The sequence below is a fragment of the Streptomyces sp. NPDC002787 genome (assembly GCF_053592095.1).
This window is the reverse complement of record NZ_JBSFVC010000016.1, coordinates 150,667-173,814: the sequence shown is the minus strand read 5'-3', so window position 1 is coordinate 173,814 and position 23,148 is coordinate 150,667. Positions and strand designations below refer to the sequence as shown.

Here is a 23,148-nt window from a genome sequence, read left to right as displayed (position 1 = left end):
GTACGGCCCCCACCGCTCCGGGGCCGGATCAACTGAGGGGCGGCTCCGTCCGACGGGGCCGCCCCTCCCGCATGTCCGGGTGTCGGTGCCCGGTGTTTTCATGGGCGCATGAACAACGATCAGGCCACCGTCGAGATCCTCGCGGCGCTGCGCGCGGCGTTCGCGGTGGACGACGGCGGTGAGTCGGCGCTCGGCTGGGACGCGGTACGGGCCTTCGAGGCGGAGCACGGGGTGGAACTGCCGGAGCCGTACCGGTCGTTCGTGGCGGAGATATCGGACGGCTCGTCCCAGGGCCCGCCGGAGTACGGCCTCGTGGGGCTGGCCGAACTGCCCTCCGACTGGGGCGACGACGGGGAGACGCGGGATCTCGGTCGGCCGTTCCCGCTCACAAAAGCGTGGCTGTGGGAGGAGGACGACGGGCCGTACGAGGACCCCGACGCCGCCATCGAGCAGGTCTTCGACCACGGGTCGATCGTGCTGGGCACGGACGGCTGCGCGATGAACTGGCACCTCGTCGTCACCGGCCCCCACCGCGGGCACATCTGGCATGTCACCGATGTGGGAGCCATGCCCTTCGGCGCGGAGTTCGGCCATACGACGTCCGCGTCCGGCTTCGCCGGCTGGGTGGCGCACTGGGCGGCCGGGAAGGAATGGTTCGACGCGGCGTGACGGCGAGGCCGCGGACCGAGACCGCGGACTTGGCCGACCTGGAGTCTTTGGCCTGATAGAGCCCCCATAATGGCTTGAGACATCGGATGTCTGAACGGCTGGGAGGGTTCACTCATGGCAGTCACCGACGAGGCGATCGAGAAGATCAAGGGGATGATCGTCTCGGGCGCGCTCCGCCCCGGCGACCGGCTCCCGAAGGAGAGCGAGCTCGCCGCCGATCTCGGGCTGTCCCGCAACTCCCTGCGCGAGGCGGTGCGCGCCCTGTCGTTGATCCGCATCCTGGACGTACGGCAGGGGGACGGCACCTATGTCACCAGCCTCGACCCCCAACTCCTCCTCGAGGCACTGAGTTTCGTCGTCGACTTCCACCGCGACGACACGGTCCTGGAGTTCCTCGCGGTACGCCGCATACTGGAGCCGGCGGCGACGGCGATGGCCGCCCTGCGGATCAGCGAACAGCAACTGGACGCGCTGGGCGCCCAGTTGGACAAGCTCGGCACCGACCCGTCGGTGGAGGAGCTGGTCGCGTGCGATCTGGAGTTCCACCGGGGCATCGTGCAGACCTCCGGAAACTCCGTGCTCTGCTCGCTCCTCGACGGACTGTCGGGCCCCACGACCCGGGCCCGCGTCTGGCGCGGCCTGACCCAGGAGGACGCCGTCAGCCGGACCCTGCACGAACACCGCGCCATCCTCTCCGCCCTCCGTGACCGCGACGCCGACGCCGCGCGCTCCTGGGCGACGGTGCACATCGCGAGCGTGGAGCAGTGGCTGCGCTCGTCCCTCTGAGAAGTGGATCACTTACCGCACCGACGGCCGACGAGTGTTTGAGCCCTGCGAACGGGGCATTGATCCGTTCACTCCCCCGTGCAAGGGGGCTGCGGAGGCCCCCTCGGCACGCCGTAAGGTTGGGGCGTACGAGAGGGCACGTCGGAAGGAGGCGCTGGGTGATCGAGCTGGAGGGGGTTCCCGAGCTGATCGACCCAGTGATGGTGGCCGCGTTCGAAGGCTGGAACGACGCCGGCGACGCCGCCTCCACCGCGGTCGCGCACCTGGACAGGGAATGGAAGGGCGAGGTGTTCGCGGCGCTGGACGCCGAGGACTACTACGACTTCCAGGTGAACCGGCCCACGGTGTGGCTGGACGGCGGCGTACGGAAGATCACCTGGCCGACGACAAGGTTGTCGGTGGTCAGGGTCGGCGGCGACAAGCCCCGTGATCTCGTACTCGTCCGGGGTATCGAACCGTCGATGCGGTGGCGCTCGTTCTGCAACGAGCTGCTGGGCTTCGCGCACGAGCTGGGCGTGGAGCTGGTGGTCGTCCTGGGCGCGCTGCTCGGCGACACCCCGCACACGCGTCCGGTGCCCGTCAGCGGTGTCACGTCCGACCCGGACCTCGCGCAGCGGATGGATCTGGAGGAGACCAAGTACGAGGGCCCCACGGGCATCGTCGGCATCCTCCAGGAGGCGTGCACGCACGCGGGCGTCCCGGCGGTCTCGCTCTGGGCCGCGGTGCCGCACTACGTGTCGCAGCCGCCGAACCCGAAGGCGACGCTGGCCCTCCTGAACCGTCTGGAGGACCTGATCGACGTGCGCATCCCGCTGGGCGAGCTGCCCGAGGACGCGCGTGCCTGGCAGGTCGGCGTGGACCAGCTGGCCGCCGAGGACAGTGAGGTCGCGGAGTACGTGCAGACGCTGGAGGAGGCCCGCGACACGGCGGAGCTGCCGGAGGCGTCGGGCGAGGCGATCGCGCGAGAGTTCGAGCGGTATCTGAGACGGCGCGACGGAGGCGGCCCCGCGGGCGGCCCCGCCGGCTCGGCCGGGGGGCACGCCACGGCCGACGGGGGCGAACTGGGCCCCGGGGCGTGGAATCCGAAGGACAACCCCGGTGGTCGTACGCGTCCGCAGAAGCCGCCGAAGCCTGAAGCCGCGGACGATGACGAGGATTCGTCGGACGACTGAGACCGGTTCCGGCGGCAGACGCTTCGCCGGATCCGCGGTGCGTCATGGCTGGTCACGCAGCTCCCCGCCCCCCTTCGGGCGCGGGGAGCGCACCGGCGGTTACATGACACTCCTCTTCACTGCCACCACCGTGTACGTCGTGTCCGGGGTCGGGGTCGTCGTGAAGCGGGCGTTGGGGAGATACAGGCGGTTGTTGTGGGCCGCGACCGTCGTCGGGACGTCGAAGTCGGAGTCGGTGAGGCGGCCCTCGAAGATGCCGCTGCGGCCGTCCTCGGCGAGCTTGAACACGTCGATCGCGTTCTGGCGGTTCTGGACCACGTAGAGGCGCTGGCCGAGGAGAAGCAGGCCGTCGCCGTTGGTGAGGGGGGCCGCGTCGCCGAGGTCGACGAGCCTGGTGACCCCGGTCCTCGGATCGACCCGGTGGAGACCGCCGGCGCCGGACTGGACGACCAGGAGGGCCTTGCCGTCGGGGGTGCGGGTGATGCCGTTGGCGTTGACGACCTCGCCGGGGGCCTGGGTCCAGTCACCGCTCAGCGTGACCGTGACGACCTCGTCCTGGGCCGGCAGCGAGCCGTTGCGGCCGAGCGGCAGGGCGTACAGGGCTGGCTGGAAGGAGTCGGTGAACCAGGCGGCGCGCGGGGTGAGGAAGACGTCGTTGGCGAAGGTCGGCGTCTTCGTGGTGAGCGTGTACGACGCGACGATCGCGCCGGTGCGCACGTCCACGACCCGGGCGCCCTGAGCGCGCCCGGCGACGAACAGCCGCCCTCGGTCGTCGAGTTTGAGCCCGACGGAGGGCGTACCGGGGCCCGCGGAGATGATGCCGCCCTTGCCGGTGCGCAGGTCGGCGCGGTAGATCGAGCCGTCGCCGAGGGAGCCCAGGTAGGCGTTCGGGCCGGCGCCGATGGTGATGCCCTCGGGGCGGAAGCCGTTGGGCAGCGCGATGACGTCGGGCCAGGCGCTCTCCGAGGCGGAGGCGGAGGCGGAGGCGGAGGCGGTCGCGGCCGAGGTCCCGACGAGCAGCGCGCCCGCGGTGGCGGCCGACGTGGTGAGCAGTCTTCGCCGACTGAGATGACGAGCGGAGGGTGAATGCGGGGGTTGCGGGGGTGCCACTGTGCGTCCCTTCCACGAAGGGACCGGCAGCTGGCCGGTCCGGCTTGCAACTGACGACTGTCACCCCATCACATGCCGACCGGCCCCGCAGCCGGTCGATAAGCGACCGACAGCGCCTTGACAGGCCTGGGACAGCTTCTGTCCGGATTGCGGCGTGAACGGCAGGCGGTGAAAGGGGGCTTCACCTGAAGCGAAGGGCGCCTCCTCCGGCCGGAGGAGGCGCCCGCAGAGTCGTTACTTCAGTTGGTTCGCTCGGTGTTGGTTCGGTCGAGGTTGGCCGGGCTGCTTCGGTCGCTTCACAGGGCCACGCCGAGGAGGGCGTCGACGGCCCGCGTCACCACGCCGGGCGCGCCCTCGTCCGTACCGCCCCGCTCCTGCTGGAGCGCGGCCCAGCGGTCTACCGCGGCGAGCGCGGTGGGCGCGTCGAGGTCGTTGGCGAGGGCCTCGCGGAGCTCCTCGACGACGGTGTCGGCGGGCGGTCCGTCGGGCCGGGAGACCGCGGCACGCCACCGGTCCAGGCGTGCGACGGCGTCCTGGAGCACCTCGTCGGTCCACTCCCAGTCGGCCCGGTAGTGGTGCGCGAGGAGCGCGAGCCGTATGGCGGCCGGGTCCACCCCGTCACGGCGCAGCTTGGAGACGAAGACCAGGTTGCCCTTGGACTTCGACATCTTCTCGCCGTGCAGCGCGACCATACCGGCGTGGACGTACGCCTTGGCCATGGGGAACTCGCCGGTCAGTGCCTGCGCGTGGGATGCGCCCATCTCGTGGTGCGGGAAGGCGAGGTCGGAGCCGCCGCCCTGCACGTCGAAGCCCATGCCGAGGTGGTCGAGGGCGATGGCGACGCACTCGATGTGCCAGCCGGGCCGGCCGCGGCCGAGGGAGCCGCCGTCCCAGCTGGGCTCGCCGTCACGGGCGGCCATCCACAGCATCGGGTCGAGCGGGTTCTTCTTCCCGGCCCGGTCCGGGTCGCCGCCGCGCTCGGCGGAGAGCAGCCGCATCGTGGCCGCGTCGAGGCGCGAGACCTTGCCGAAGTCGGGGTCGGACTCGACGGAGAAGTAGATGTCCCCTTCGAGCTCGTACGCGGCGCCGGAGTCCCGGAGGCGCTCGACGAGCGGGACGATGCCGGGGATGGCCTCGACCGCGCCGATGTACTGGCGCGGCGGGAGCATCCGCAGGGCGGTCATGTCCTCGCGGAAGAGGGCGGTCTCCTTCTCGGCGAGGGCCACCCAGTCGATGTCGTCGCGGGCGGCCCGCTCCAGCAGGGGGTCGTCGACGTCCGTCACGTTCTGGACGTAGTGAACCTGCCGCTTGGTGTCGAGCCACACACGCTGTACGAGGTCGAACGCGTTGTAGGTCGCCGCGTGACCCATATGGGTCGCGTCGTACGGGGTGATGCCGCAGACGTAGATACGGGCGACGGGACCGGGGTCGAGGGTGACGAGCCCATCGGTCGCGGTGTCGTGGATCCGAAGGTCGCGGCCCTTGCCAGGCAGGGCGGGGACCTCAGAAGCGGGCCAGGCATGCATGCCACGAGCCTAACCCGATCGCTGCGCGGCCAAGCGGGGTCCCTCCGGGGAGCGGCCGGGCGCCTATTGACTCGGGGGTACGCCTCGTCGTGCGGCAGCGGCTGGTATGTGGTGATCGCGCAGTTCCCCGCGCCCCTTATGGGGCGCGGCGCCGGCCAGGGGTGCCCTCAGACCGGTGGCCAGGGGATCGCCGGCCAGTCCCCGCTCGGCTCCGGGTGCCGTCCGCTCGTCAGCAGCGCGACAACCCGCTCCCGCGTGGCATCCAGCTCCGCCGCGGTGATCAACACCGACAGCTTCGCCGCCAACGCCCCGCCTTCGCCGAGCGCATCCCGCAACCGTCCCAGCACCTCGACGGCCTCACCCGTGAGCGGCTCGCCCGCCCACCCCCACAGCAGCGTCCGCAGCTTGTTCTCGACGTTGAAGGTGACGCCGTGGTCGATGCCGTACAACCGCCCCTCGGCCGCCGGCAGCAGGTGTCCGCCCTTGCGATCGGCGTTGTTGACGACCGCGTCGAGGACGGCGAGCCGCCGCAGCCGCTGATCGTCGGCGTGCACGAGGAGCGCGGTCTCCCCGTCCCCGACCTCCGCGAACCCGACGGCCTTCCAGCCCTCGCCCGCCTCCTCGCCCTCCACGAGCGCCAGCAGTTCGGACCCGGGCACGCCCTCGATCCACAACTGGCACATGCCCTCCCCGTACGGCCCGTCCCGCAGCACGGTGGGCGGCACGAGCCCCCACCCGGTCGCCTCGGACACCTCGTACGCGGCGACCTCGCGCTGCGCGAGTGTCCCGTCGGGGAAGTCCCACAGGGGCCGCTCCCCGGCGACGGGCTTGTACACGCAGGCGACCTCCCGGCCCTCGTACGAGACCGTGCAGTACAGCACCGCGTTGGAGGCTTCCCGCACCCGCCCGCGCACGGTCAGCTCACCCTCGGCCAGCAACCGGACCAGCGAGGCGGCCGACGGCTGAGCGGCCGACGGCTGGGCGGGGGACGACGGGTCGGCGGAGGCGGAGGAGGAGGTCACGCCCCGCGCCGGTATCCGTTCTGGCGCGGACATACGTGTCCCTCCGGGTCGAGCGGCAGGCTGCACAGCGGGCACGGCGGGCGCCCCGCGTTGACGACATCGAGGGCGCGCTTGGCGAAGGCCCGGGCCTGGGTGCCGGTGAGGCGGACGCGGAGCATCGGCGGGCCGTTCTCCTCGTCCTGGAGCATCCGCTCCTCCGCCTCGGCGAGGTCCTCCTCGGAGTCGGCGTCCAGCTCCACCAGGGCCTGGGCCTCGACGATCATCCGTTCTTCGTCGCCGTCCCAGGCCAGCGCCATGGTGCCGACCCGGAACTCCTCCTCGACGGGGGTCTCCAGCGGTGCCGTGTCCGACACCTCGGTGGGCGCGACCGCCGGCACGGCGGCACTGCCGCCGCTACGCCGCACGACCTCGTCGAGCAGCTCGTCCATGCGCTCGGCGAGCGCCGCGACCTGGGTCTTCTCCAGGGCCACGCTGGTGACGCGCTGCCCCGAGGAGGCCTGCAGGAAGAAGGTCCGGCGCCCGGGCAGCCCGACCGTACCGGCCACGAAGCGGTCCGGGGGGTCGTAGAGGAACACCTGACGGGACACGTCCTGTCTCCATTGGAATCGACGTCGGGACCGGCCGCGTCGGCTGCTGACTTCTTCAGCGCCGCCGCGACCGCTTCACCCTACTGCGGTTGACGATCACGGTGCTCCCGCACCGCCCCCGACGGTCGCGTCACCGCTCGGGGGTTCCTCGCGCGGCGCCAGGGAGGAGAAGTCCCCGGTGTCGCCGAGGCGGACGAGAAACGGCCTGAGTCGTGTGTAACGGATCGCGGTGATGGAACACGGTTCGACAGAGATCCGCTGGAAGAGGTCCAGATGAAGTCCGAGTGCGTCCGCGACGAGCGACTTGATGATGTCGCCGTGCGAGCACATCACATACACGGCGTCGGCCCCGTGCTCGCGCTCCACGCGCGCGTTCCACTCCCGTACCGCCTCCGCGGCCCGGTGCTGCATGGCCCGCATCGACTCCCCGCCGGGGAACGCGGCCGCCGTCGGATGCGCCTGTACGACCTCCATCAGCGGCTCGTCCTTCAGCTCGCCGAGCTTGCGGCCGGACCAGTCGCCGTAGTCGCACTCGCCGATGCGTTCGTCGGTGTGCGGGCTCAGCTCCGGCCGGGCGTCGAGGAGCGGGCGCATCGTTTCCCGGCAGCGCTGGAGCGGGCTGGTGACGACCTCGGCGATCGGCAGTCCGGCGAGGCGGCCGGGCAGCGCCGCGGCCTGCGCGGTGCCTCGCTCGTCGAGCGCGACCCCGGGCGTCCACCCGGCGAGCACTCCCTCGGTGTTGGCGGTGGAACGTCCGTGCCGGACAAGGATCAACGTGGGCATGCGGCCCAGCCTAGACGCCCGCCCGACGGCCGCTCCCGGCCTGTGGACAAGGCCCCTGTGGACAAAGGCCCTGCGAAAGGAACTCTCTGTGATCGTCGACTGTGCCGTCTACCACGACGGGCACCGCACCGAGGGCCCCGACGACCTCTCCGACGCCCTGGCCGCCGCGCGCGCCTCCGGCGGTTTCGTGTGGATCGGTCTGCATGAGCCGTCGGAGAAGGAGTTCGCCCTCGTCACCGAGGAGTTCGCGCTGCATCCACTGGCGGTGGAGGACGCCCTGAAGGCCCACCAGCGGCCCAAGCTCGAGGTGTACGACGACTCGCTTTTCATGGTTCTCAAGCCGGTCGTGTACGAGCCGGCCGGCGACACCGTCACCACCGGCGAGGTCATGGTCTTCCTCGGCCACGCCTTCGTCGTGACCGTCCGCCACGGCGAAGGCTCGCCCCTGGGCCTCGTACGCCGCCGCCTGGAGCAGGAGCCCGAACTGCTCGGCAAGGGGCCCACATCGGTGCTGTACGCGATCACCGACGCCACCGTGGACCACTACCTGGACGTGGCGACCGAACTCCAGACCGACCTGGAGGAACTGGAGGCGGAGGTCTTCTCCCCCGACGTCGGCGGTTCCCGGAACACGGCCTCGCGGATCTACACCTTCAAACGCCAGGTCCTGGAGTTCCGCCGGGCCACCGGCCCCCTGGCCGCACCGCTCGTCCGGCTCTCCGGCACCGGCAACTCCACCACGGTGCCCTTCGTCGACGACAAGGCGCAGCCTTTCTTCCGTGACGTCAACGACCACCTCACCCGTGTCAACGAGTCCGTCGAGGGCCTGGACCGGCTGGTCTCCGACATCCTCTCGGCGCACCTGGCGCAGATGAGCGTCCGCCAGAACGACGACATGCGGAAGATCTCCGCCTGGGCCGCCATGGCCGCGATCCCGACGATGGCCGCCGGGGTCTACGGCATGAACTTCGAGCACATGCCCGAACTGCGCTGGGTGTGGTCGTACCCGGCGCTGATGGCGCTGATGGCCGTGACGGAGATCCTGGTCTACCGGCTCTTCAAGCGCCGGGGCTGGCTGTAGCGCGCACGTGTACGCACGAGCTCGCCTCCGTACGCGCGCGTGGACGAACGCGGTGCCCACGCGCGCGTACGGGCGCGGCGGGCGCCGTCAGGCGAACTCGGGGGCCGCCGTCGCCGGCCCGCCCAGTGCGTCGCGGCGTTCCGGCATCTCCAGCGTGACCATGCGGCGCCAGCCGAAGACCCGCTCGTAGGCGTACACCGCGCGGATACCGGCGGCGAGGACGGCCCCCTTGGCCTTCGGCCAGCCCAGGATGCGCCCCATGCGATCCATCACGGCGAGGCTGACGTCCCGGTAGATGCCGATCTCCGAGAGGGCGCACTCGCGCAGGGTCTTCTGGATGAGACGGCCGTGTCCGGCGGCCGCGAACCGCAGCAGCTCCTCATGGGTGTAGGCGAGGTGGTTGTCCTCGTCGTCGGAGATCATCCGGACGGCCTTGCCGATCTCGGGGTGGTCCGCGAAGTACTTGCGGAGCATGACCATCTGGTCGGCTGCACGCTGTTCGGTGACCCGGCTGTGGGACAGGTAGACGATGATGTCCCGCACCGTGAGTGCCTGGTCGGCCTTGAGTTTCTCGTGCGCGAGGCCGATGCCCGCGCGCTCCAGGAGCCTCGTGTAGTCGGTCTCGGGCGGGACCTCGACGGGCTGGAGGCCGCGCTTCTTCATCAGGGCGTTGAAGATCCGCCCGTGCTTGTCCTCGTCGGCGCCATGACGTGTGATCTTGGGCGCGAGCGCGCGCTCGCTCTGCGGGACGAGCGCGGCGATGCGCGCGTTCTCCCAGCCGCCTTGCGTCTCCCCGCTGGCGGCGATGGAGCAGAACAGTCGGAACGACTCGTCGTTGTCGATGATTTCCTGGAACAGACTCTTGGCCGAAAGCATCTGAGGCACCTCTCTGCAGGGTTCCCGCAGAAAACGAGTCAAATGGGGTACCAGAAGCCAGGCAACAGCTGTGTCGGACAAATCTGCCGAACGAAGGACACCGGGGGCGGCGCCGGCGCGTAACCGAGCGGGCCGTGGCGCGTTGTCCCGGTGACGGCCGTGGCGGGGAGGACCCCCGAGCCCCCACCACGGCCGTAGTGCTTTCCGGCTCCGCTGTTCGGCGGTTCGCGTCCCCGCCCGCCTGTTGAGCCGTTCGGGTTACGCCAGCCCGGCCAGCTCCATGGCCTCCGAGCCGGCCCTGAGCGAGGCGATCCGCTCATCCAGCGTGAAGCCCGCCGGGGCGAGGGTGAGGGTGGTGACGCCGGCCTCGGCGTAGGCCTTCATCCGGTCGGCGATGCGCTCCACGGAACCGAGCAGCGTCGTCTGGTCGATCAGCTCGTGCGGGATGGCGGCCGCGGCACCGGCCTTGTCGCCGGCCAGGTACTTGTCCTGGATCTCGGCGGCCTCCTTCTCGTAACCCATGCGCTGGGCCAGCTGGTTGTAGAAGTTCTGCTTGCGGCTGCCCATGCCGCCGACGTACAGCGCCGTGTACGGGCGGAAGGTGTCGGCGAGCGTCGTGACGTCCTTGTCGTCGCCGACGGCGAGGGGCAGCGTCGGGCAGATGTCGAACCCGTCGAGGCTCTTGCCCGCCTTCTCGCGCCCCGCCCGCAGGTACTTGACGGCGGTGTCCTCCAGGTGCGCGGCCGAGGGGAAGATCAGCAGGGCGCCGTCGGCGATCTCACCGGTCTGCTCCAGGTTCTTGGGGCCGATCGCGGCGATGTACAGCGGGATGTGCTCACGTGTGGGGTGCACGGTCAGCTTCAGCGGCTTGCCGGGGCCGCCGGGCAGCGGCAGCGTCCAGTGCTCGCCGTCGTGCGACAGGCGCTCGCGCGTCATCGCCTTGCGGACGATCTCGACGTACTCGCGGGTGCGGGCCAGGGGCTTGTCGAACTTGACCCCGTACCAGCCCTCGGAGACCTGCGGCCCGGAGACACCGAGGCCGAGCCGGAAGCGCCCGCCGGAGAGCGAGTCCAGCGTCGCGGCGGTCATCGCGGTCATCGCGGGCTGCCGGGCCGGGATCTGGAAGATGGCCGAGCCCACGTCGATGCGGTCGGTCTTGGCGGCGACCCAGCTGAGCACCGTCGCCGCGTCCGAGCCGTAGGCCTCGGCGGCCCAGCACACGGCGTATCCCAGCCGGTCGGCCTCCTGGGCCACGGCGAGATTGTCCGCGTCCATTCCGGCGCCCCAGTAGCCGAGGTTGATGCCGAGCTTCATATAGACCCACCTTCCCCTTACCGATCAGTAACGTCTTTGTGGCGCCGACCCTACCTTTGCGCTCCGCTGGGAGAGACGGACGGACTCGGGGGCTGGGGTTGTTCGGCGGGTGCGGGTGGGTCGTGGTTGCGCGCGCAGTTCCCCGCGCCCCTTGAAAGCATGGGGCGCGTCCGGAGTCTTTCAGGGGCGCGGGGAACTGCGCGACCAGCCCCCACTCAGCCGCGGTCGACGAACGCGCCCCCGGAGAAATCGGTTTTCCACAGGCCCCCACGAGGCGAACCTCGGCCAGTAATGTCGGCGTTCATGGAGCAGAGGCATCTCGGCCGTACCGGCCTGCGCGTGTCCCGGATCGGGCTCGGCACCCTGACGTGGGGCCGCGACACGGACGAGCATGACGCCGCGGACATGTTGAAGGCGTTCTGGGAGGCAGGCGGCACCCTCGTCGACACGGCGGACGTGTACGGGGACGGCGAGGCCGAATATCTGCTCGGACAACTGATGGACGGACTCGTGCCCCGCCGCGACCTGGTCATCTCCACGAAGGCCGGCAGCATCCCCGACCCCGACCGCCGCTTCGACGGCTCCCGGGGCCATCTGCTCGCCGCCCTGGACGCCTCCCTCGCCCGCCTCGGCACGGACCACGTCGACCTCTGGCACATCCACGCCTACGACCCCGAGACCCCGCTGGACGAAACGCTCCAGGCGCTCGACCTGGCCGTCAGCAGCGGCCGGGCCCGTTACGCGGGTGTCTCCAACTTCTGCGGCTGGCAGCTCGCGAAGGCGGCCACCTGGCAGCTCGCGGCCCCCGGGATACGCACCCGTCTGGCCAGTACGCAGATGGAGTACTCGTTGCTGCAGCGCGGCGTCGAGCGAGAGGTGCTGCCCGCCGCACTGGACCTGGGCGTCGGCCTGCTCCCCTCCTCACCGCTGGGCCGCGGGGTGCTCACCGCCAAGTACCGCCACATCACGCCCCCGGACTCGCGGGGCGGCTCGGAACACATGGCACCCTTCGTCGCGCCCTACCTCGACGACACGGCGACCAGCATCGTGGACGCCGTGCAGACCGCGGCGGACGGCCTCGCGGTGACCCCGCTCCAGGTGGCCCTCGCCTGGGTGCGCGACCGGCCCGGCGTGGTCGCGCCCATCGTCGGCGCGCGCAACGCGCTGCAGCTCACGGGGGCATTGTCAGTGGAGAGCCTTAGTCTTCCTGACGAGATCTGCCGGGCCCTCGACGACGTGTCGGCGCCCGTGCACCGCTATCCCGATCACGACTGGAGCACGCTGTGAGCACGGAGCCCGCGACCACGGAGAAGGACGAGCCGGGGGGACGGGGCGACGGGACGCCCGCCGACGGCGCCGACGCGCCCGGCACCGCACCCGACGACCGGTCCGCCGCTCTCGCGGCGTCGCCGGAGGGCGGGGCCGTCGCGGCAGCCGGCGGGGGCGGCGGCGACGACACGGCGGGAGCCGGTGAGGGCGGCGACACGGCGGGAGTCGGCGGTGGCGGCGGTCCGGAGGCCTCCGCCGGTGCCGCGGGCGGCGAAGCGGGCGCAGGCGATGGTGAGTCGGCGGCGGTGGACGGCGAGTCGGCGGGGACCACCGAAGGCGGCGCCACCGAAGCCACGCCCGAAGTCTCCGAGGCTCAGGCCGAGTTGGCGGCTCAGCGGCTGGAGCGGGAGCGGATCGAGCGGCGGAAGGCGGAGAAGAAGACGCCGATCACGAGCGGGGCCAAGCTCAGCGGGACGGCCGCCGATCTGCTGGCCGCCGTACGGGCCATGGAGGGCGGGCAGAAGCCCACGGCCACCGCCTTCAGCGAGCCGGAGCCCGCTCCGCGTCGGCAGGCGCCGGAGCCGGTGCGGCGACCGCGGCCCCCGGCTGCCGTGCCCGGCGCGGCGGCTCCCTCGGGCGAGACCGTCGACGCGGTGCGCGCGGTGCTGACCGAGGGCGGCGCCCCCGAGGCGCTGGTGCCGCAGGTGGCCGAGGCGCTCGGCGAGGGTGCGGGCGCCCGACTGCGCGAGGATCCCTGGCAGTTGCTGCGTGTGCCGGGGGTGCGGCCGGAGCAGGCCGACGGGTTCGCGCGGGCGCTGCTCGGCGCGGAGTGCCGCCCGGACGACGAGCGGCGGGGCCGGGCAGTCACCGTATGGCTCCTGGAACAGGCGGCCGTCGCCGGGCACACGGCGCTGGAGGCTCCGGCCCTCGCCGCCGCGCTCGCCCAGCGGTCCGTGCCCGACCCCGACGAGGCCGTCCAGAGCACCGTCGCCGAGGGCGAGGCCCTGGTCTTCCAGGACGCCCTCGACGACGCCCCGCCCGCCGCCGCGCCCACCGGCACCGGACCCGACAACACCGCCGACGAGGCGGAGGAGGAGCGGCCGGTCCGGGTCCTCATCGGTCTGGAGCGTTACGCCCTCGCCGAGGAGAGCCTCGCCGACGGGCTCGCCCGCGTGGTGAACTCGCTGCCCAAGGAGGACCCGACGGACTGGGCCTCGGCGGCCGCGTCGGCGCCGCGTTCCGCCGCGGAGCTGATCCGCGCCGTCGCCGCACACGGACTCGTGCTGCACACCGGCGGCGAGGCGGCCCGCGCGGAACCGGCCGCGCTGCTCACCGCCGCGCGGGCGCTCGGACTGCGGGCGTACGCGGCGACGCACAGCGCGGACGGGAGGCGACGGTTCGCGTCCCAGCTGGGCGCCCCCGAAGGCGACGACCCCGTCGTGACGACCCTCGCCGGGCTGCTGTCCGGCGCCGAGGGGCCCGGCCGGGACGTGGACGGCGCGCTCGACCTGGACCTGCTCGTGGTCCTGGACGCGCCCCAGGTGGACGTCGAGACCGCCGCCCTGCTCGCCGAGTCGCTGCCCGACGGGGCCCGGCTGGTCCTCAGCGGCGATCCGGGGGTGCTGTGGTCCGCCGGGCCGGGGCGGGTCTTCGCGGACCTGCTCGCCGCCCGCGCCTGCCCGCAGGTCGCCTCGCGGACACCCGACCCCGGCCCGGTCGGTGAACTCGTCTCCGGGATCGGCATCGGGGAGCTGAACCAGGTCGACGCGCCCGGCAAGGAGGTCGTGATCGTGCCGGTGCGGGACGCGGGTGAGGCGGTGCACCGGACGGCGCAGCTCGTCGTGGACTCGGTGCCGAGAGCGTTCAAGATCTCCGCCGAGCAGGTGCAGGTGATCACTCCCGGGCATGGCGGCGCGGCTGGTACGCGTGCGCTGAACACCGCGCTCAAGGAGCGGCTGAACCCCGGCCCGGGCCGCTTCGGGGGGTTCGACCCGGGCGACCGTGTGGCCTACTCGCCCGCGCCGGGCCGTACGGCCCCCGGCCGCGTGGTGAAGGCCGACGCCGAAGGGCTGCACCTGGAGTGCGCCGGCGTGGCCGTGGTCGTACCGAAGGAGCGGGTCGAGCAGACCGTGCGGCACGGGTGGGCCCTGACCGCGCACCAGGCCGTGGGCCACCGGTGGCCGGCGGTGGTGGTGGTACTCCCGGGCGACGCGGCGCAGGCGCTCACCCGACCCTGGGTCTACACGGCCTTCGGCCGCGCCGAGCGTCACCTGTCCGTCGTCCACGGCGTGGAGCAGGCCCTGCCCCGGGCAGTCGCCGAGGTTCTGGCCAGGCCGCGCACCACCCGTCTGCCGGCGCTGTTGAAGGCCCAGGTGCCGTCGGCCGATTGACAGTGCCGCGGCGTGCGGCTGGCAGGGCGGTTGACGCGCCCGGACACGCCCCTGGATCGGCCCGCAGGGCCGTCTCAGGGGCGCGGGGAACTGCGCGACCAGCGACGCCCCACCCGCAGCCGCCGATCCAGCAGCCGCCGATCCAGCAGTCGCCGCTCCAGCAGTCGCCCCGACCCACTAGGCGCCCCAACCCAGCAGGCACCCCAGCCCAAAGCGCCGCGCTAGCGGTCCGCGTCCAGCGGTTCCAAGTCCTCGTCCTCCTCGAGATCCGGTTCGAGCGTGAGGTCGTCGTCGAGGTCGTCGTCCTCCGCGTCGTCGTCGAAGACCGCGCTGACATCGAACCGGCAGACGACCCTCTGCTCATCGACCTGCTCGAAGGGGGCCGCCAGCCATTCACCGGGCTCGGCCGTGTCGTCCGCGGCGGTGACCCAGAGCGTGGAGTCGCCCTCCTCCAGGCCGAACTCCTTGTGCCGGGAGGCGATCTCGTCCGGTTCGAACTCCCCGAACAGCAGACCCAGCGCCCCGTGCACCGTGTCGGCCGCGACGGAGGCGGACGGCTCCTCGGCCGCTTCCACCCGCTGGGCCTGCGCCAGCAGCCGCTGCGGCTCGACCACCGTGTAGTCCCGGCGGATCAGCACACTGAGCGCGCTGGGCTCCTCGGGGCCGGTGTACGGCGGCATGTCCTCGGTGCCGGGGATCTCGAAGGGAGTGACCTCGTCGTAGCGGTCGTAGAGCAGTTCGTCGTACTCCTCGGCGGCCGCGGCCAGCTCGTTGAACGCCTCGTAGACGGCCGGGTCGTCCTCACCCGACCGGCGTTCGACCGCGGCCAGGTGGCGGTCGAGCGCGGTCTTGACCGCCTCGGCGGCGGCGCGTACCTCGGCAGCGGTGGACTGCGCAGCATCAGACATAGTGCAGACGCTATCCGTACAGGGCCCCAGCCCGCACAATAGATACCGATGCCGGAATACGAATTTGTCGACGTGTACGTACCGCGCGGGGTCTCCCGCAAGGACGCCACACGCCTGCTGACGGACCATGCCGAGTACGGACACTGGGAGTTGGACCGACTGAGCCTGCTGCGTGATGGCAGCCGCAGGGTGCGGTTGCGCCGACGGATCATCCGCCAGGTGCGAGCCACGTGGTGAGTGGGCGGAACGGAACGGAGCGGGCCCCGCTGGTGCGGGGCCCGCTCCGTTCCGTGTGCGCCGGGCCCGGTTACAGAGCGGCGGCGCGTGCCTTGCGGTAGATCAGGGCGCCCCCGAGGAGCGTCCCCGCGCCGACCGACAGTGCCAGGCCGAGTGGCACCTCGGCACCGGTCTGGGCGAGCTGCGCGACACCGGCGGGCTGGGTGACGGTCTGCGTACCCGGGGTGTTGGTGTCACCGCCGGGGACCTCGCCGCCGGGCTTCCCGGCCTGACCCGGCTGTCCCGGCTTCGCGGGCTGCTGCGGCGAGGCCTCCTCGGAGTCGCCCGGCGGGTTCTGGTGGCCACCACCCGGGTGCTCGTGCGCCCCTCCGCCGCCCGAGTTCCCGCAGTCGTTGCCCGTGACCCCGTTGCCGACACCGACCACGTTGACGCTGTTGCCGCACACGTTGACCGGCACATCGACCGGAACCTGCACGTGGTTGCCGGAGGCCACACCCGGTGAGTTGCCGGTGTGACCGTCGGCGTGGGAACCGCCGTACGAGCCGGAGCCACCGCCGTGGTGGTCGCCGCCTCCGCCGTTGGAACAGTCGTTGCCCACGGCCGTGTTGCCGACGCCGATGACGTTGACGCTGTTGCCGCACACGTTGACCGGCGCGTTCACCGGGGCCTGCACGACGTTGCCGGAGCCCACGCCCGGTGAGTCACCGGCGTGACCGCGGGCCTGGGAGCCCCCGTGCGACGAACCGTGGCCGTCGTCGCCGTAACCGCCGTGCGCGTGCTTGCCCCCACCACCGTTGGAACACTTGTTGCCCGCCGCCGGGTTGAGCAGTCCGACCACGTTGACGGTGTTGCCGCAGACGTTGACCTCGGCCTCCACCGGCGCCTGCACGGTGTTGCCGGACAGCACGCCGGGCGAGTTGGTGGCGGAGCCCTGCGCGCCGGAGTCGGCGTGGGCGTAACCGCCCGCCGCGGCGAGGACGCCGGATGCGGCCGCCATCGTCATGAGGCCTTTGCGGGTGACCTGTCGCATTGCTGAATTACCTGCCTTAGCCCTATGTTCTGATCTTCTGTACCTTGTCGGGAGACCGATCGGCCCCGAAGTGCATGGCGCGCACTCCGGGGCCGACGGTTATTTCAGACCCTCACCGGGTGAGGCCCAACGTCACTTGTTGATGCAGGTGTTGCCGAAGGCAGGGTTCAGCAGCCCGATCACCGAGATCGTGTTGCCGCACACGTTCACGGGGACGTGAACCGGCACCTGAGCGACGTTGCCGGACGCGACACCCGGGGAGTGGACGGCGGCACCCTGGGCGCCGGCGTCGGCGACAGCCAGGCCCGCACCCGCGAGAACCAGGCCACCGGTGGCAGCCGCAGTGGCGACGACCTTCTTGATCATTGTTCCTCCTTGTTGGCAATGCGACCCCAGGTAGCGAGTCGCATCACCTGTAACGAGGAGGGAGTAATCGAGCTACGAGCTTATGGTCCGATTCACCCAACCCGGTTGACCTCCGCACGCGCTGCCGAATAGAGGAGTTTCGTTTCAGCACACAATTCCGGACAGAACAAAGGCGGTTCAGCACCGGTCGGGGTCCATCAGGGACCCGTCGCGGAACGTCAGGACGCGTCGATGAAACGGTCGAGCACGCGCACGCCGAACTTCAGACCCTCCACCGGCACCCTTTCGTCGACGCCGTGGAACATGCCCGCGAAGTCCAGCCCCGGCGGCAGCTTGAGCGGCGCGAAGCCGAAGCCGCGGATGCCGAGGTCGTCGAAGGACTTGGCGTCCGTACCGCCGGAGAGCATGTACGGGACCGCCTTCGCCGCCGGGTCCTCGGCGAGCAGCGCGGACTGCATGGCGTCGACGAGCGCCCCGTCGAAGGAGGTCTCCAGCGCCTTGTCGGAGTGCACGTCCTCGCGCCGCACCTTGGGCCCGAGGATCTTGTCGAGGTCGGCGAGGAACTCCTCCTCGAACCCGGGCAGGAACCGCCCGTCGACGTGCGCGGTCGCCTCGCCCGGGATGACGTTGACCTTGTAGCCGGCGCCGAGCTGGGTGGGGTTGGCGGTGTTGCTGAGGGTCGCGCCGATGAGCTTGGCGATGCCGCCGAGCTTGGCGAGGGTGCCCTCCATGTTCTCCGGGTCCAGCTCGGTGCCGAGCGCGTCGCCGAGCTCGTCGAGGAAGGCCCGGGTGGTCTTGGTGACCCGCACCGGGAAGGTGTGGCGGCCGAGGCGTGCGACGGCCTCCGACAGCTCGGTGATGGCGTTGTCCCGGTGGATCATCGAGCCGTGGCCCGCCGTACCGGCCACGGTCAGCTTCATCCAGTGCATGCCCTTCTCGGCCGTCTGGATCAGATACAGCCGCCGCTGCTCGCTCACGGTGAACGAGAACCCGCCGACCTCGCTGATCGCCTCGGTGACGCCCTCGAAGAGATCCGCGTGGTTCTTGACGAGGTGCTTCGCCCCGTACGTGCCGCCGGCCTCCTCGTCCGCGAGGAAGGCGAGCACGATGTCGCGCGGGGGCCTGCGGCCGCTGCGCAGCCGGTCGCGGACGACCGCCAGGGTCATCGCGTCCATGTCCTTCATGTCGACCGCGCCCCGGCCCCACACACAGCCGTCCGCGACCTCGCCGGAGAAGGGGTGATGGGTCCAGTCCGTCGCGTTGGCCGGTACGACGTCGGTGTGGCCGTGGATGAGCAGCGCGGGCCGGGACGGGTCCTCGCCCGCGATCCGGGCCACCGTGGAGGCGCGCCCCGGGTGGGACTCGAAGATCTGCGGCTCCAGCCCCACCTCGGCGAGCTTCTCGGCGACGTACTCGGCGGCCTTGCGCTCACCCGGCCCCGAGTGGTCGCCGAAGTTGCTGGTGTCGATCTGGATCAGCTCACGGCAGAGGTCGACGACCTCGTCCTCGCCGGTCACGTGCCTGCCCGTGTCCGTCTCGCTCACGCTGCTTCCTCCCACTGTCGCTGCTGGTGGTTCCCCCTCATCCTCCTCCTGCCCCACCACTCGCCCCAAGACCGGGACCGGCCCGTCACAAGCCGTTCACGCCCGCCCGTCGTCGGCCCGGGGGGTGATCGAGGGCCCTCGAAAGCCTGGTAATGTTTCCTTCGTCGCCGCGAGGGAGACCCCGCACGACAGACACCTTGTCCGGGTGGCGGAATGGCAGACGCGCTAGCTTGAGGTGCTAGTGCCCTTTATCGGGCGTGGGGGTTCAAGTCCCCCCTCGGACACCAGTGGCGAAGGCCGCGACCATGAGGTCGCGGCCTTTGTGCGTTCACATGGGCGAAATGTGGGGGACGTCTCCCCTGGCGGGGAAAAGCCCAGGTCACGAACCTCGCTCCCACCCCTGCGGGCCGCCCGGCGGATGCCTCCGCTTGGCCGACACGACAGGCCGTAGTCACCCGAGCACTAGAGTGTGGGGCTTGTTCGCACCGGAACGGAAACATCCCCAGGCAGACCTGCGGGCCCGCCGGTGCCCCCGGACCGACCGGGTACAAGAGGCGAGGATCCGATGGCCGCCGTATACGAAAGTCCCGACCTCACGCTGCTCGACGGAGAGCTGACGGAGGGATTCGACGGGTCGGCGCGTTTCACCGCCGGTTCGGCGGCGCCACCCCGCACCCTGGTCGACATCTTCGAGGCGTCCGTACGGTCGTATCCGGACGAGCCCGCGTTGGACGACGGGACCCGTCGGCTGACCTACCGCGCGCTGGCGGTCGAGGTCGAGAACCTGCGGCAAAAGCTCGGTGCCGCCGGCGTGGGGCTCGGGGACCGGGTCGGGGTGCGGGTGCCGTCGGGCACCAACGACCTGTATGTCGCCATCCTCGCGGTGCTGGCCGCCGGGGCCGCCTATGTGCCCGTCGACGCCGAGGACCCCGACGAGCGGGCCGAGCTGGTGTTCGGGGAGGCGGGGGTGCGGACGGTCATCGGGGCCGGGCACCGGTTCACCGTCGACGGCGCGTCCGACTCCCCCGCCGCGCGGCCCGGGGTCGGGCACGACGCGTGGATCATCTTCACCTCCGGGTCCACGGGCAAGCCCAAGGGTGTGGCCGTGAGCCACCGCAGCGCCGCCGCGTTCGTGGACGCCGAGGCCGAGCTGTTCCTCACCGAGGAGCCGATCGGGCCCGGGGACCGGGTGATGGCCGGCCTCTCCGTGGCCTTCGACGCGTCCTGCGAGGAGATGTGGCTGGCCTGGCGGTACGGGGCCTGTCTGGTGCCGGTTCCGCGCTCGCAGGTCAGGAGCGGTGCCGATCTGGGGCCCTGGCTGGTCGAGCAGGAGATCACCGTCGTCTCGACCGTGCCGACGCTGGCCGCACTGTGGGAGCCCGAGACCCTCAACGACGTACGGCTGCTGATCTTCGGCGGTGAGGCCTGCCCGCCGGAGCTGGCGCAGCGGCTGGTGACCGAGGGGCGCGAGGTCTGGAACACGTACGGGCCGACCGAGGCGACCGTCGTCGCCTGTGCCTCGCTGATGAGTGGTGAGGAACCGATTCGGATCGGGCTGCCTCTCAACGGGTGGGAGCTGGCCGTCGTCGACGAGGCCGGGGAGCCCGTGCCGATGGGCGGCAGCGGACAGCTGGTGATCGGCGGGGTCGGGCTCGCGCGGTATCTCGACGCCGAGAAGGACGCGGAGAAGTACGCGCCGCTGGAGTCGCTGGGCTGGGAGCGCGCCTACCGCAGCGGTGACCTGGTGAAGGCCGAGCCGGAGGGACTGGTCTTCCTCGGGCGGGCCGACGAGCAGATCAAGCTCGGCGGCCGTCGCATCGAGCTGGGTGAGGTCGACGCCGCGTTGCAGGGCCTGCCCGGGGTCGCCGGCGCCGCGGCCGCCGTACGGACCGCGCGGAGCGGGAACCAGCTGCTCGTCGGGTATGTGGTGACCCAGGAGGGGTGGGACCAGGCGGCGGCCGTGGAGAGGCTGCGGGCCGAGCTGCCGGCCGCGTTGGTGCCGCTGCTGGCGCCGGTCGAGGAGCTGCCCACGCGCACGTCCGGGAAGGTCGACCGGGACGCGCTGCCGTGGCCGCTCAAGGACCTGGAGACCGGCGGGCCGGCCGAGCAGTTGTACGGCACCGAGGCGTGGCTCGCCGAGCAGTGGGCCGAGGTGCTGGGCATCCCGGTCGGCGGCGCCGGCGACGACTTCTTCGCGATCGGCGGCGGCAGTCTGGCAGCCGCGCAGCTGACGACCCGGCTGCGGACCCGGTATCCGAGCGTCGCGGTGGTGGACATCTACCAGCGGCCGACGCTGAGGAAGCTGGCCCGGTATCTGGAGGAGTCGGGCCAGGAGGACGGCCCCCGGCGGGCCGTGGCCCCCGTGCCCGTGCGGGCGCGGCTCGTCCAGCTCCTGCTGCTGGTGCCGCTGTTCACGCTGCTCGGTCTGCGGTGGGTGGTCCCGCTGGCCGCGCTGGGGAATCTGCTCGGGACGTACGCCTGGCTGCCGACCGCGCCCTGGTGGGCCGTGGCGGCCGGGGCGTTGCTGTTCTTCACCCCGCCCGGACGGCTGGCGATCGCGGCGGGCGGGGCACGGCTGCTGCTGCGCGGGGTCGAGCCGGGGCGGTACGCGCGCGGCGGGAGTGTGCATCTGCGGTTGTGGGCGGCCGAGCGGCTGGCCGAGTTCAGCGGGGCGACCTCGCTGACCGGGGTCTGGCTGGAGCGGTACGCGCGGGCGCTGGGCGCCAGGATCGGGGCCGATGTCGACCTGCACGCGCTGCCGCCGGTGACCGGGATGCTCAAGCTCGGGCGGGGTGCGGCCGTGGAGTCCGAGGTGGACCTCTCCGGGCACTGGCTGGACGGCGACCGGCTGGAGATCGGACCCGTGAAGGTGGGCGCCGGCGCGGTGGTCGGGACGCGGAGCATGCTGCTGCCGGGGGCCCGGGTCGGCAAGCGGGCCGAGGTGGCGCCCGGGTCGGCCGTCGCGGGTCAGGTGCCCACCGGGCAGCGCTGGGCCGGGGCGCCGGCGGTCAAGCTGGGCAAGGCGAAGCGGAACTGGCCCAAGGAGCGGCCGCGGAGCAGTCTGTTCTGGCGGGCCTCGTACGGCGTGACCGGGTTCGGGCTGACCGCGCTGCCGGTGCTCGCCGGGCTCGCCGCGCTGGCCGTGCTGAGCCTGTTCGTGGCCCCGGACGCCGGGCTCGGCGGGGCGCTGCGGGGTGCCGCGCTGGGGCTGGTGCCGGCCACGCTCGCGTTCGGGGCGGCGTACGCGCTGCTGCTGCTCGTGGCCGTACGGCTGCTGAGTCTCGGGCTGCGGGAGGGTACGCATCCCACGCACAGCCGGGTCGGGTGGCAGGCGTGGACGGTCACGCAGCTGATGGACCGGTCGCGGCAGACGCTGTTCCCGCTGTACGCCGGACTGGTGACGCCGGTGTGGCTGCGGCTGCTCGGGATGCGGATCGGGCGGGGCGCGGAGGTGTCGACCGTGCTCGCGCTGCCGAGTCTGACGACGGTCGGCGACGGGGCGTTCCTCGCGGACGACACGCTGACCGCGCCGTACGAGCTGGGTGGCGGCTGGCTGCGGATCGGGCGGGCGGAGATCGGGCGCCGGGCGTTCCTCGGGAACTCCGGGATGACCGCGCCGGGGCGTTCCGTGCCGGACGGCGGTCTGGTGGGGGTGCTGTCGGCGACGCCGAAGAAGGCGAAGAAGGGCAGCTCGTATCTGGGGCTGCCGCCGGTGAAGCTGCCCAGGTCGACGGCCGACGGGGATCAGAGCCTGACGTATGAGCCGCCCGCGCGGCTGCTGTGGGCGCGGGCCCTGGTGGAGTTGTTCCGGATCGTGCCGGTGTTCTGCTCGGCGGGCCTCGCGCTGCTGACGGTGGCGGCGCTGAGTGTGCTGGGCGGCTGGGCGTGGCTGCTGGGCGGGGTCGTGCTGCTGGGTGTCGGGGCGCTGGGATGTGTGCTCTCGATCGTCGCGAAGTGGCTGCTCGTGGGGCGGCACCGGAGCGGTGAGCATCCGCTGTGGAGCGGTTTCGTGTGGCGCAACGAGCTGGCGGACACCTTCGTGGAGGTGCTGGCCGTGCCGTGGCTGGCCGGGGCGGTGCCCGGTACGCCGGTGCTGAACGTGTGGCTGCGCGGGCTCGGGGCGAAGATCGGCCGGGGCGTGTGGGTGGAGAGCTACTGGCTGCCGGAAACGGACCTGGTGGTGCTCGGTGACGGGGCCGCGGTGAACCGGGGGTGCGTGCTCCAGACCCACCTCTTCCACGACCGGATCTTGCGGACGGATACTGTTGAACTCCGTGAGGGCGCCACCCTGGGCCCGGGCGGAATCGTCCTGCCCGGCAGTGTGGTCGGGGCCCGCACCACGCTGGGTCCGGCGTCGCTGGTCATGGCCGCGGAGTCCGTTCCCGACGACACCCGGTGGCTGGGCAACCCGATCGAGGCATGGCGCCGCTAGGCGCTGCTGCGGCGTCGGGAGACGATGGACGTCGTAGGAGCGCAGA

At 71.9% G+C, this 23,148-nt stretch carries 19 protein-coding genes and 1 tRNA gene; 9 read left to right on the top strand and 11 right to left on the bottom strand.

Features of this window, described 5'->3' with window-relative positions; genetic code table 11:
• The first annotated feature begins 108 nt into the window (after window positions 1–108).
• The 3 genes from ACWD26_RS23515 to ACWD26_RS23505 all read left to right on the top strand — a co-directional run bounded on the left by ACWD26_RS23515 (window position 109) and on the right by ACWD26_RS23505 (window position 2,627).
• Window positions 109–669: an SMI1/KNR4 family protein gene (locus ACWD26_RS23515; RefSeq protein ID WP_451273059.1), complete on the top strand. Its 561-nt coding sequence runs from the start codon at window positions 109–111 to the stop codon at window positions 667–669.
• A 114-nt stretch (window positions 670–783) separates the two neighbouring features.
• Window positions 784–1,455: a FadR/GntR family transcriptional regulator gene (locus tag ACWD26_RS23510; protein WP_451273057.1), complete on the top strand. Its 672-nt coding sequence runs from the start codon at window positions 784–786 to the stop codon at window positions 1,453–1,455.
• 158 nt (window positions 1,456–1,613) lie between these two features.
• On the top strand, window positions 1,614–2,627 hold the full coding sequence (locus ACWD26_RS23505; RefSeq protein ID WP_451273056.1) for a PAC2 family protein: 1,014 nt from the start codon (window positions 1,614–1,616) through the stop codon (window positions 2,625–2,627).
• A gap of 99 nt (window positions 2,628–2,726) precedes the next feature.
• On the opposite strand, the gene ACWD26_RS23500 is transcribed toward ACWD26_RS23505, so the two are convergent.
• The 5 genes from ACWD26_RS23500 to ACWD26_RS23480 form a co-directional block, all read right to left on the bottom strand.
• Window positions 2,727–3,737, bottom strand: coding sequence for an SMP-30/gluconolactonase/LRE family protein (locus ACWD26_RS23500; RefSeq protein WP_451273055.1), 1,011 nt, complete (start codon window positions 3,735–3,737; stop codon window positions 2,727–2,729).
• 296 nt (window positions 3,738–4,033) lie between these two features.
• Window positions 4,034–5,263, bottom strand: coding sequence for a cysteine--1-D-myo-inosityl 2-amino-2-deoxy-alpha-D-glucopyranoside ligase (gene mshC / locus ACWD26_RS23495; RefSeq protein WP_451273053.1), 1,230 nt, complete (start codon window positions 5,261–5,263; stop codon window positions 4,034–4,036).
• Window positions 5,264–5,430: 167 nt separating this feature from the next.
• On the bottom strand, window positions 5,431–6,318 hold the full coding sequence (locus tag ACWD26_RS23490; RefSeq protein ID WP_451273051.1) for an SCO1664 family protein: 888 nt from the start codon (window positions 6,316–6,318) through the stop codon (window positions 5,431–5,433).
• Window positions 6,282–6,872 carry a DUF3090 domain-containing protein gene (locus ACWD26_RS23485; protein ID WP_451273049.1) on the bottom strand — a complete coding sequence of 197 codons (591 nt, stop codon included), beginning with the start codon at window positions 6,870–6,872 and terminating at the stop codon, window positions 6,282–6,284. The genes ACWD26_RS23490 and ACWD26_RS23485 overlap by 37 nt, the downstream gene beginning before the upstream one ends.
• 96 nt (window positions 6,873–6,968) lie before the next feature.
• Window positions 6,969–7,655, bottom strand: coding sequence for a histidine phosphatase family protein (locus ACWD26_RS23480; RefSeq protein WP_451273047.1), 687 nt, complete (start codon window positions 7,653–7,655; stop codon window positions 6,969–6,971).
• An 88-nt stretch (window positions 7,656–7,743) separates the two neighbouring features.
• On the opposite strand from ACWD26_RS23480, the gene corA reads away from it, so the two are divergent.
• Complete coding sequence (corA, locus tag ACWD26_RS23475; RefSeq protein WP_451273045.1) at window positions 7,744–8,736, top strand: magnesium/cobalt transporter CorA; 993 nt, start codon at window positions 7,744–7,746, stop codon at window positions 8,734–8,736.
• 87 nt (window positions 8,737–8,823) lie between these two features.
• Here the strand turns inward: corA and ACWD26_RS23470 are convergent, their stop codons facing one another.
• Together ACWD26_RS23470 and ACWD26_RS23465 are read right to left on the bottom strand one after the other, a co-directional pair.
• Window positions 8,824–9,612, bottom strand: a complete 789-nt coding sequence (locus ACWD26_RS23470; RefSeq protein ID WP_451273043.1) for a ferritin-like domain-containing protein — start codon at window positions 9,610–9,612, stop codon at window positions 8,824–8,826.
• A gap of 258 nt (window positions 9,613–9,870) precedes the next feature.
• Window positions 9,871–10,926, bottom strand: coding sequence for an LLM class F420-dependent oxidoreductase (locus tag ACWD26_RS23465; RefSeq protein WP_451273041.1), 1,056 nt, complete (start codon window positions 10,924–10,926; stop codon window positions 9,871–9,873).
• Between the two features lie 303 nt (window positions 10,927–11,229).
• On the opposite strand from ACWD26_RS23465, the gene ACWD26_RS23460 reads away from it, so the two are divergent.
• Together ACWD26_RS23460 and ACWD26_RS23455 are read left to right on the top strand one after the other, a co-directional pair.
• Window positions 11,230–12,213: an aldo/keto reductase gene (locus ACWD26_RS23460; protein WP_451273039.1), complete on the top strand. Its 984-nt coding sequence runs from the start codon at window positions 11,230–11,232 to the stop codon at window positions 12,211–12,213.
• Complete coding sequence (locus ACWD26_RS23455; protein WP_451273037.1) at window positions 12,210–14,585, top strand: helix-hairpin-helix domain-containing protein; 2,376 nt, start codon at window positions 12,210–12,212, stop codon at window positions 14,583–14,585. The genes ACWD26_RS23460 and ACWD26_RS23455 overlap by 4 nt, the downstream gene beginning before the upstream one ends.
• A 221-nt stretch (window positions 14,586–14,806) precedes the next feature.
• Here ACWD26_RS23455 and ACWD26_RS23450 read toward each other — a convergent pair whose 3' ends face one another.
• Window positions 14,807–15,493 (bottom strand): hypothetical protein, encoded by a 687-nt coding sequence (locus ACWD26_RS23450; RefSeq protein WP_451273035.1) that lies wholly within the window; start codon window positions 15,491–15,493, stop codon window positions 14,807–14,809.
• Between the two features lie 48 nt (window positions 15,494–15,541).
• Between ACWD26_RS23450 and ACWD26_RS23445 the strand changes: the two genes are divergently transcribed.
• On the top strand, window positions 15,542–15,730 hold the full coding sequence (locus ACWD26_RS23445; RefSeq protein WP_005485166.1) for a DUF5703 family protein: 189 nt from the start codon (window positions 15,542–15,544) through the stop codon (window positions 15,728–15,730).
• 70 nt (window positions 15,731–15,800) lie between these two features.
• Here ACWD26_RS23445 and ACWD26_RS23440 read toward each other — a convergent pair whose 3' ends face one another.
• From ACWD26_RS23440 to ACWD26_RS23430, 3 genes are all read right to left on the bottom strand, one after another.
• Window positions 15,801–16,760: a chaplin family protein gene (locus ACWD26_RS23440; protein WP_451273033.1), complete on the bottom strand. Its 960-nt coding sequence runs from the start codon at window positions 16,758–16,760 to the stop codon at window positions 15,801–15,803.
• A gap of 132 nt (window positions 16,761–16,892) precedes the next feature.
• Window positions 16,893–17,126: a chaplin ChpH gene (gene chpH, locus ACWD26_RS23435; protein WP_451273031.1), complete on the bottom strand. Its 234-nt coding sequence runs from the start codon at window positions 17,124–17,126 to the stop codon at window positions 16,893–16,895.
• Window positions 17,127–17,344: 218 nt separating this feature from the next.
• Window positions 17,345–18,670 carry a M20/M25/M40 family metallo-hydrolase gene (locus ACWD26_RS23430; RefSeq protein WP_451273029.1) on the bottom strand — a complete coding sequence of 442 codons (1,326 nt, stop codon included), beginning with the start codon at window positions 18,668–18,670 and terminating at the stop codon, window positions 17,345–17,347.
• Between the two features lie 199 nt (window positions 18,671–18,869).
• Between ACWD26_RS23430 and ACWD26_RS23425 the strand changes: the two genes are divergently transcribed.
• Together ACWD26_RS23425 and ACWD26_RS23420 are read left to right on the top strand one after the other, a co-directional pair.
• Window positions 18,870–18,957: transfer RNA gene (locus tag ACWD26_RS23425), tRNA-Leu, on the top strand.
• 278 nt (window positions 18,958–19,235) lie between these two features.
• Window positions 19,236–23,102: a Pls/PosA family non-ribosomal peptide synthetase gene (locus ACWD26_RS23420; protein ID WP_451273027.1), complete on the top strand. Its 3,867-nt coding sequence runs from the start codon at window positions 19,236–19,238 to the stop codon at window positions 23,100–23,102.
• Window positions 23,103–23,148 lie beyond the last annotated feature (46 nt).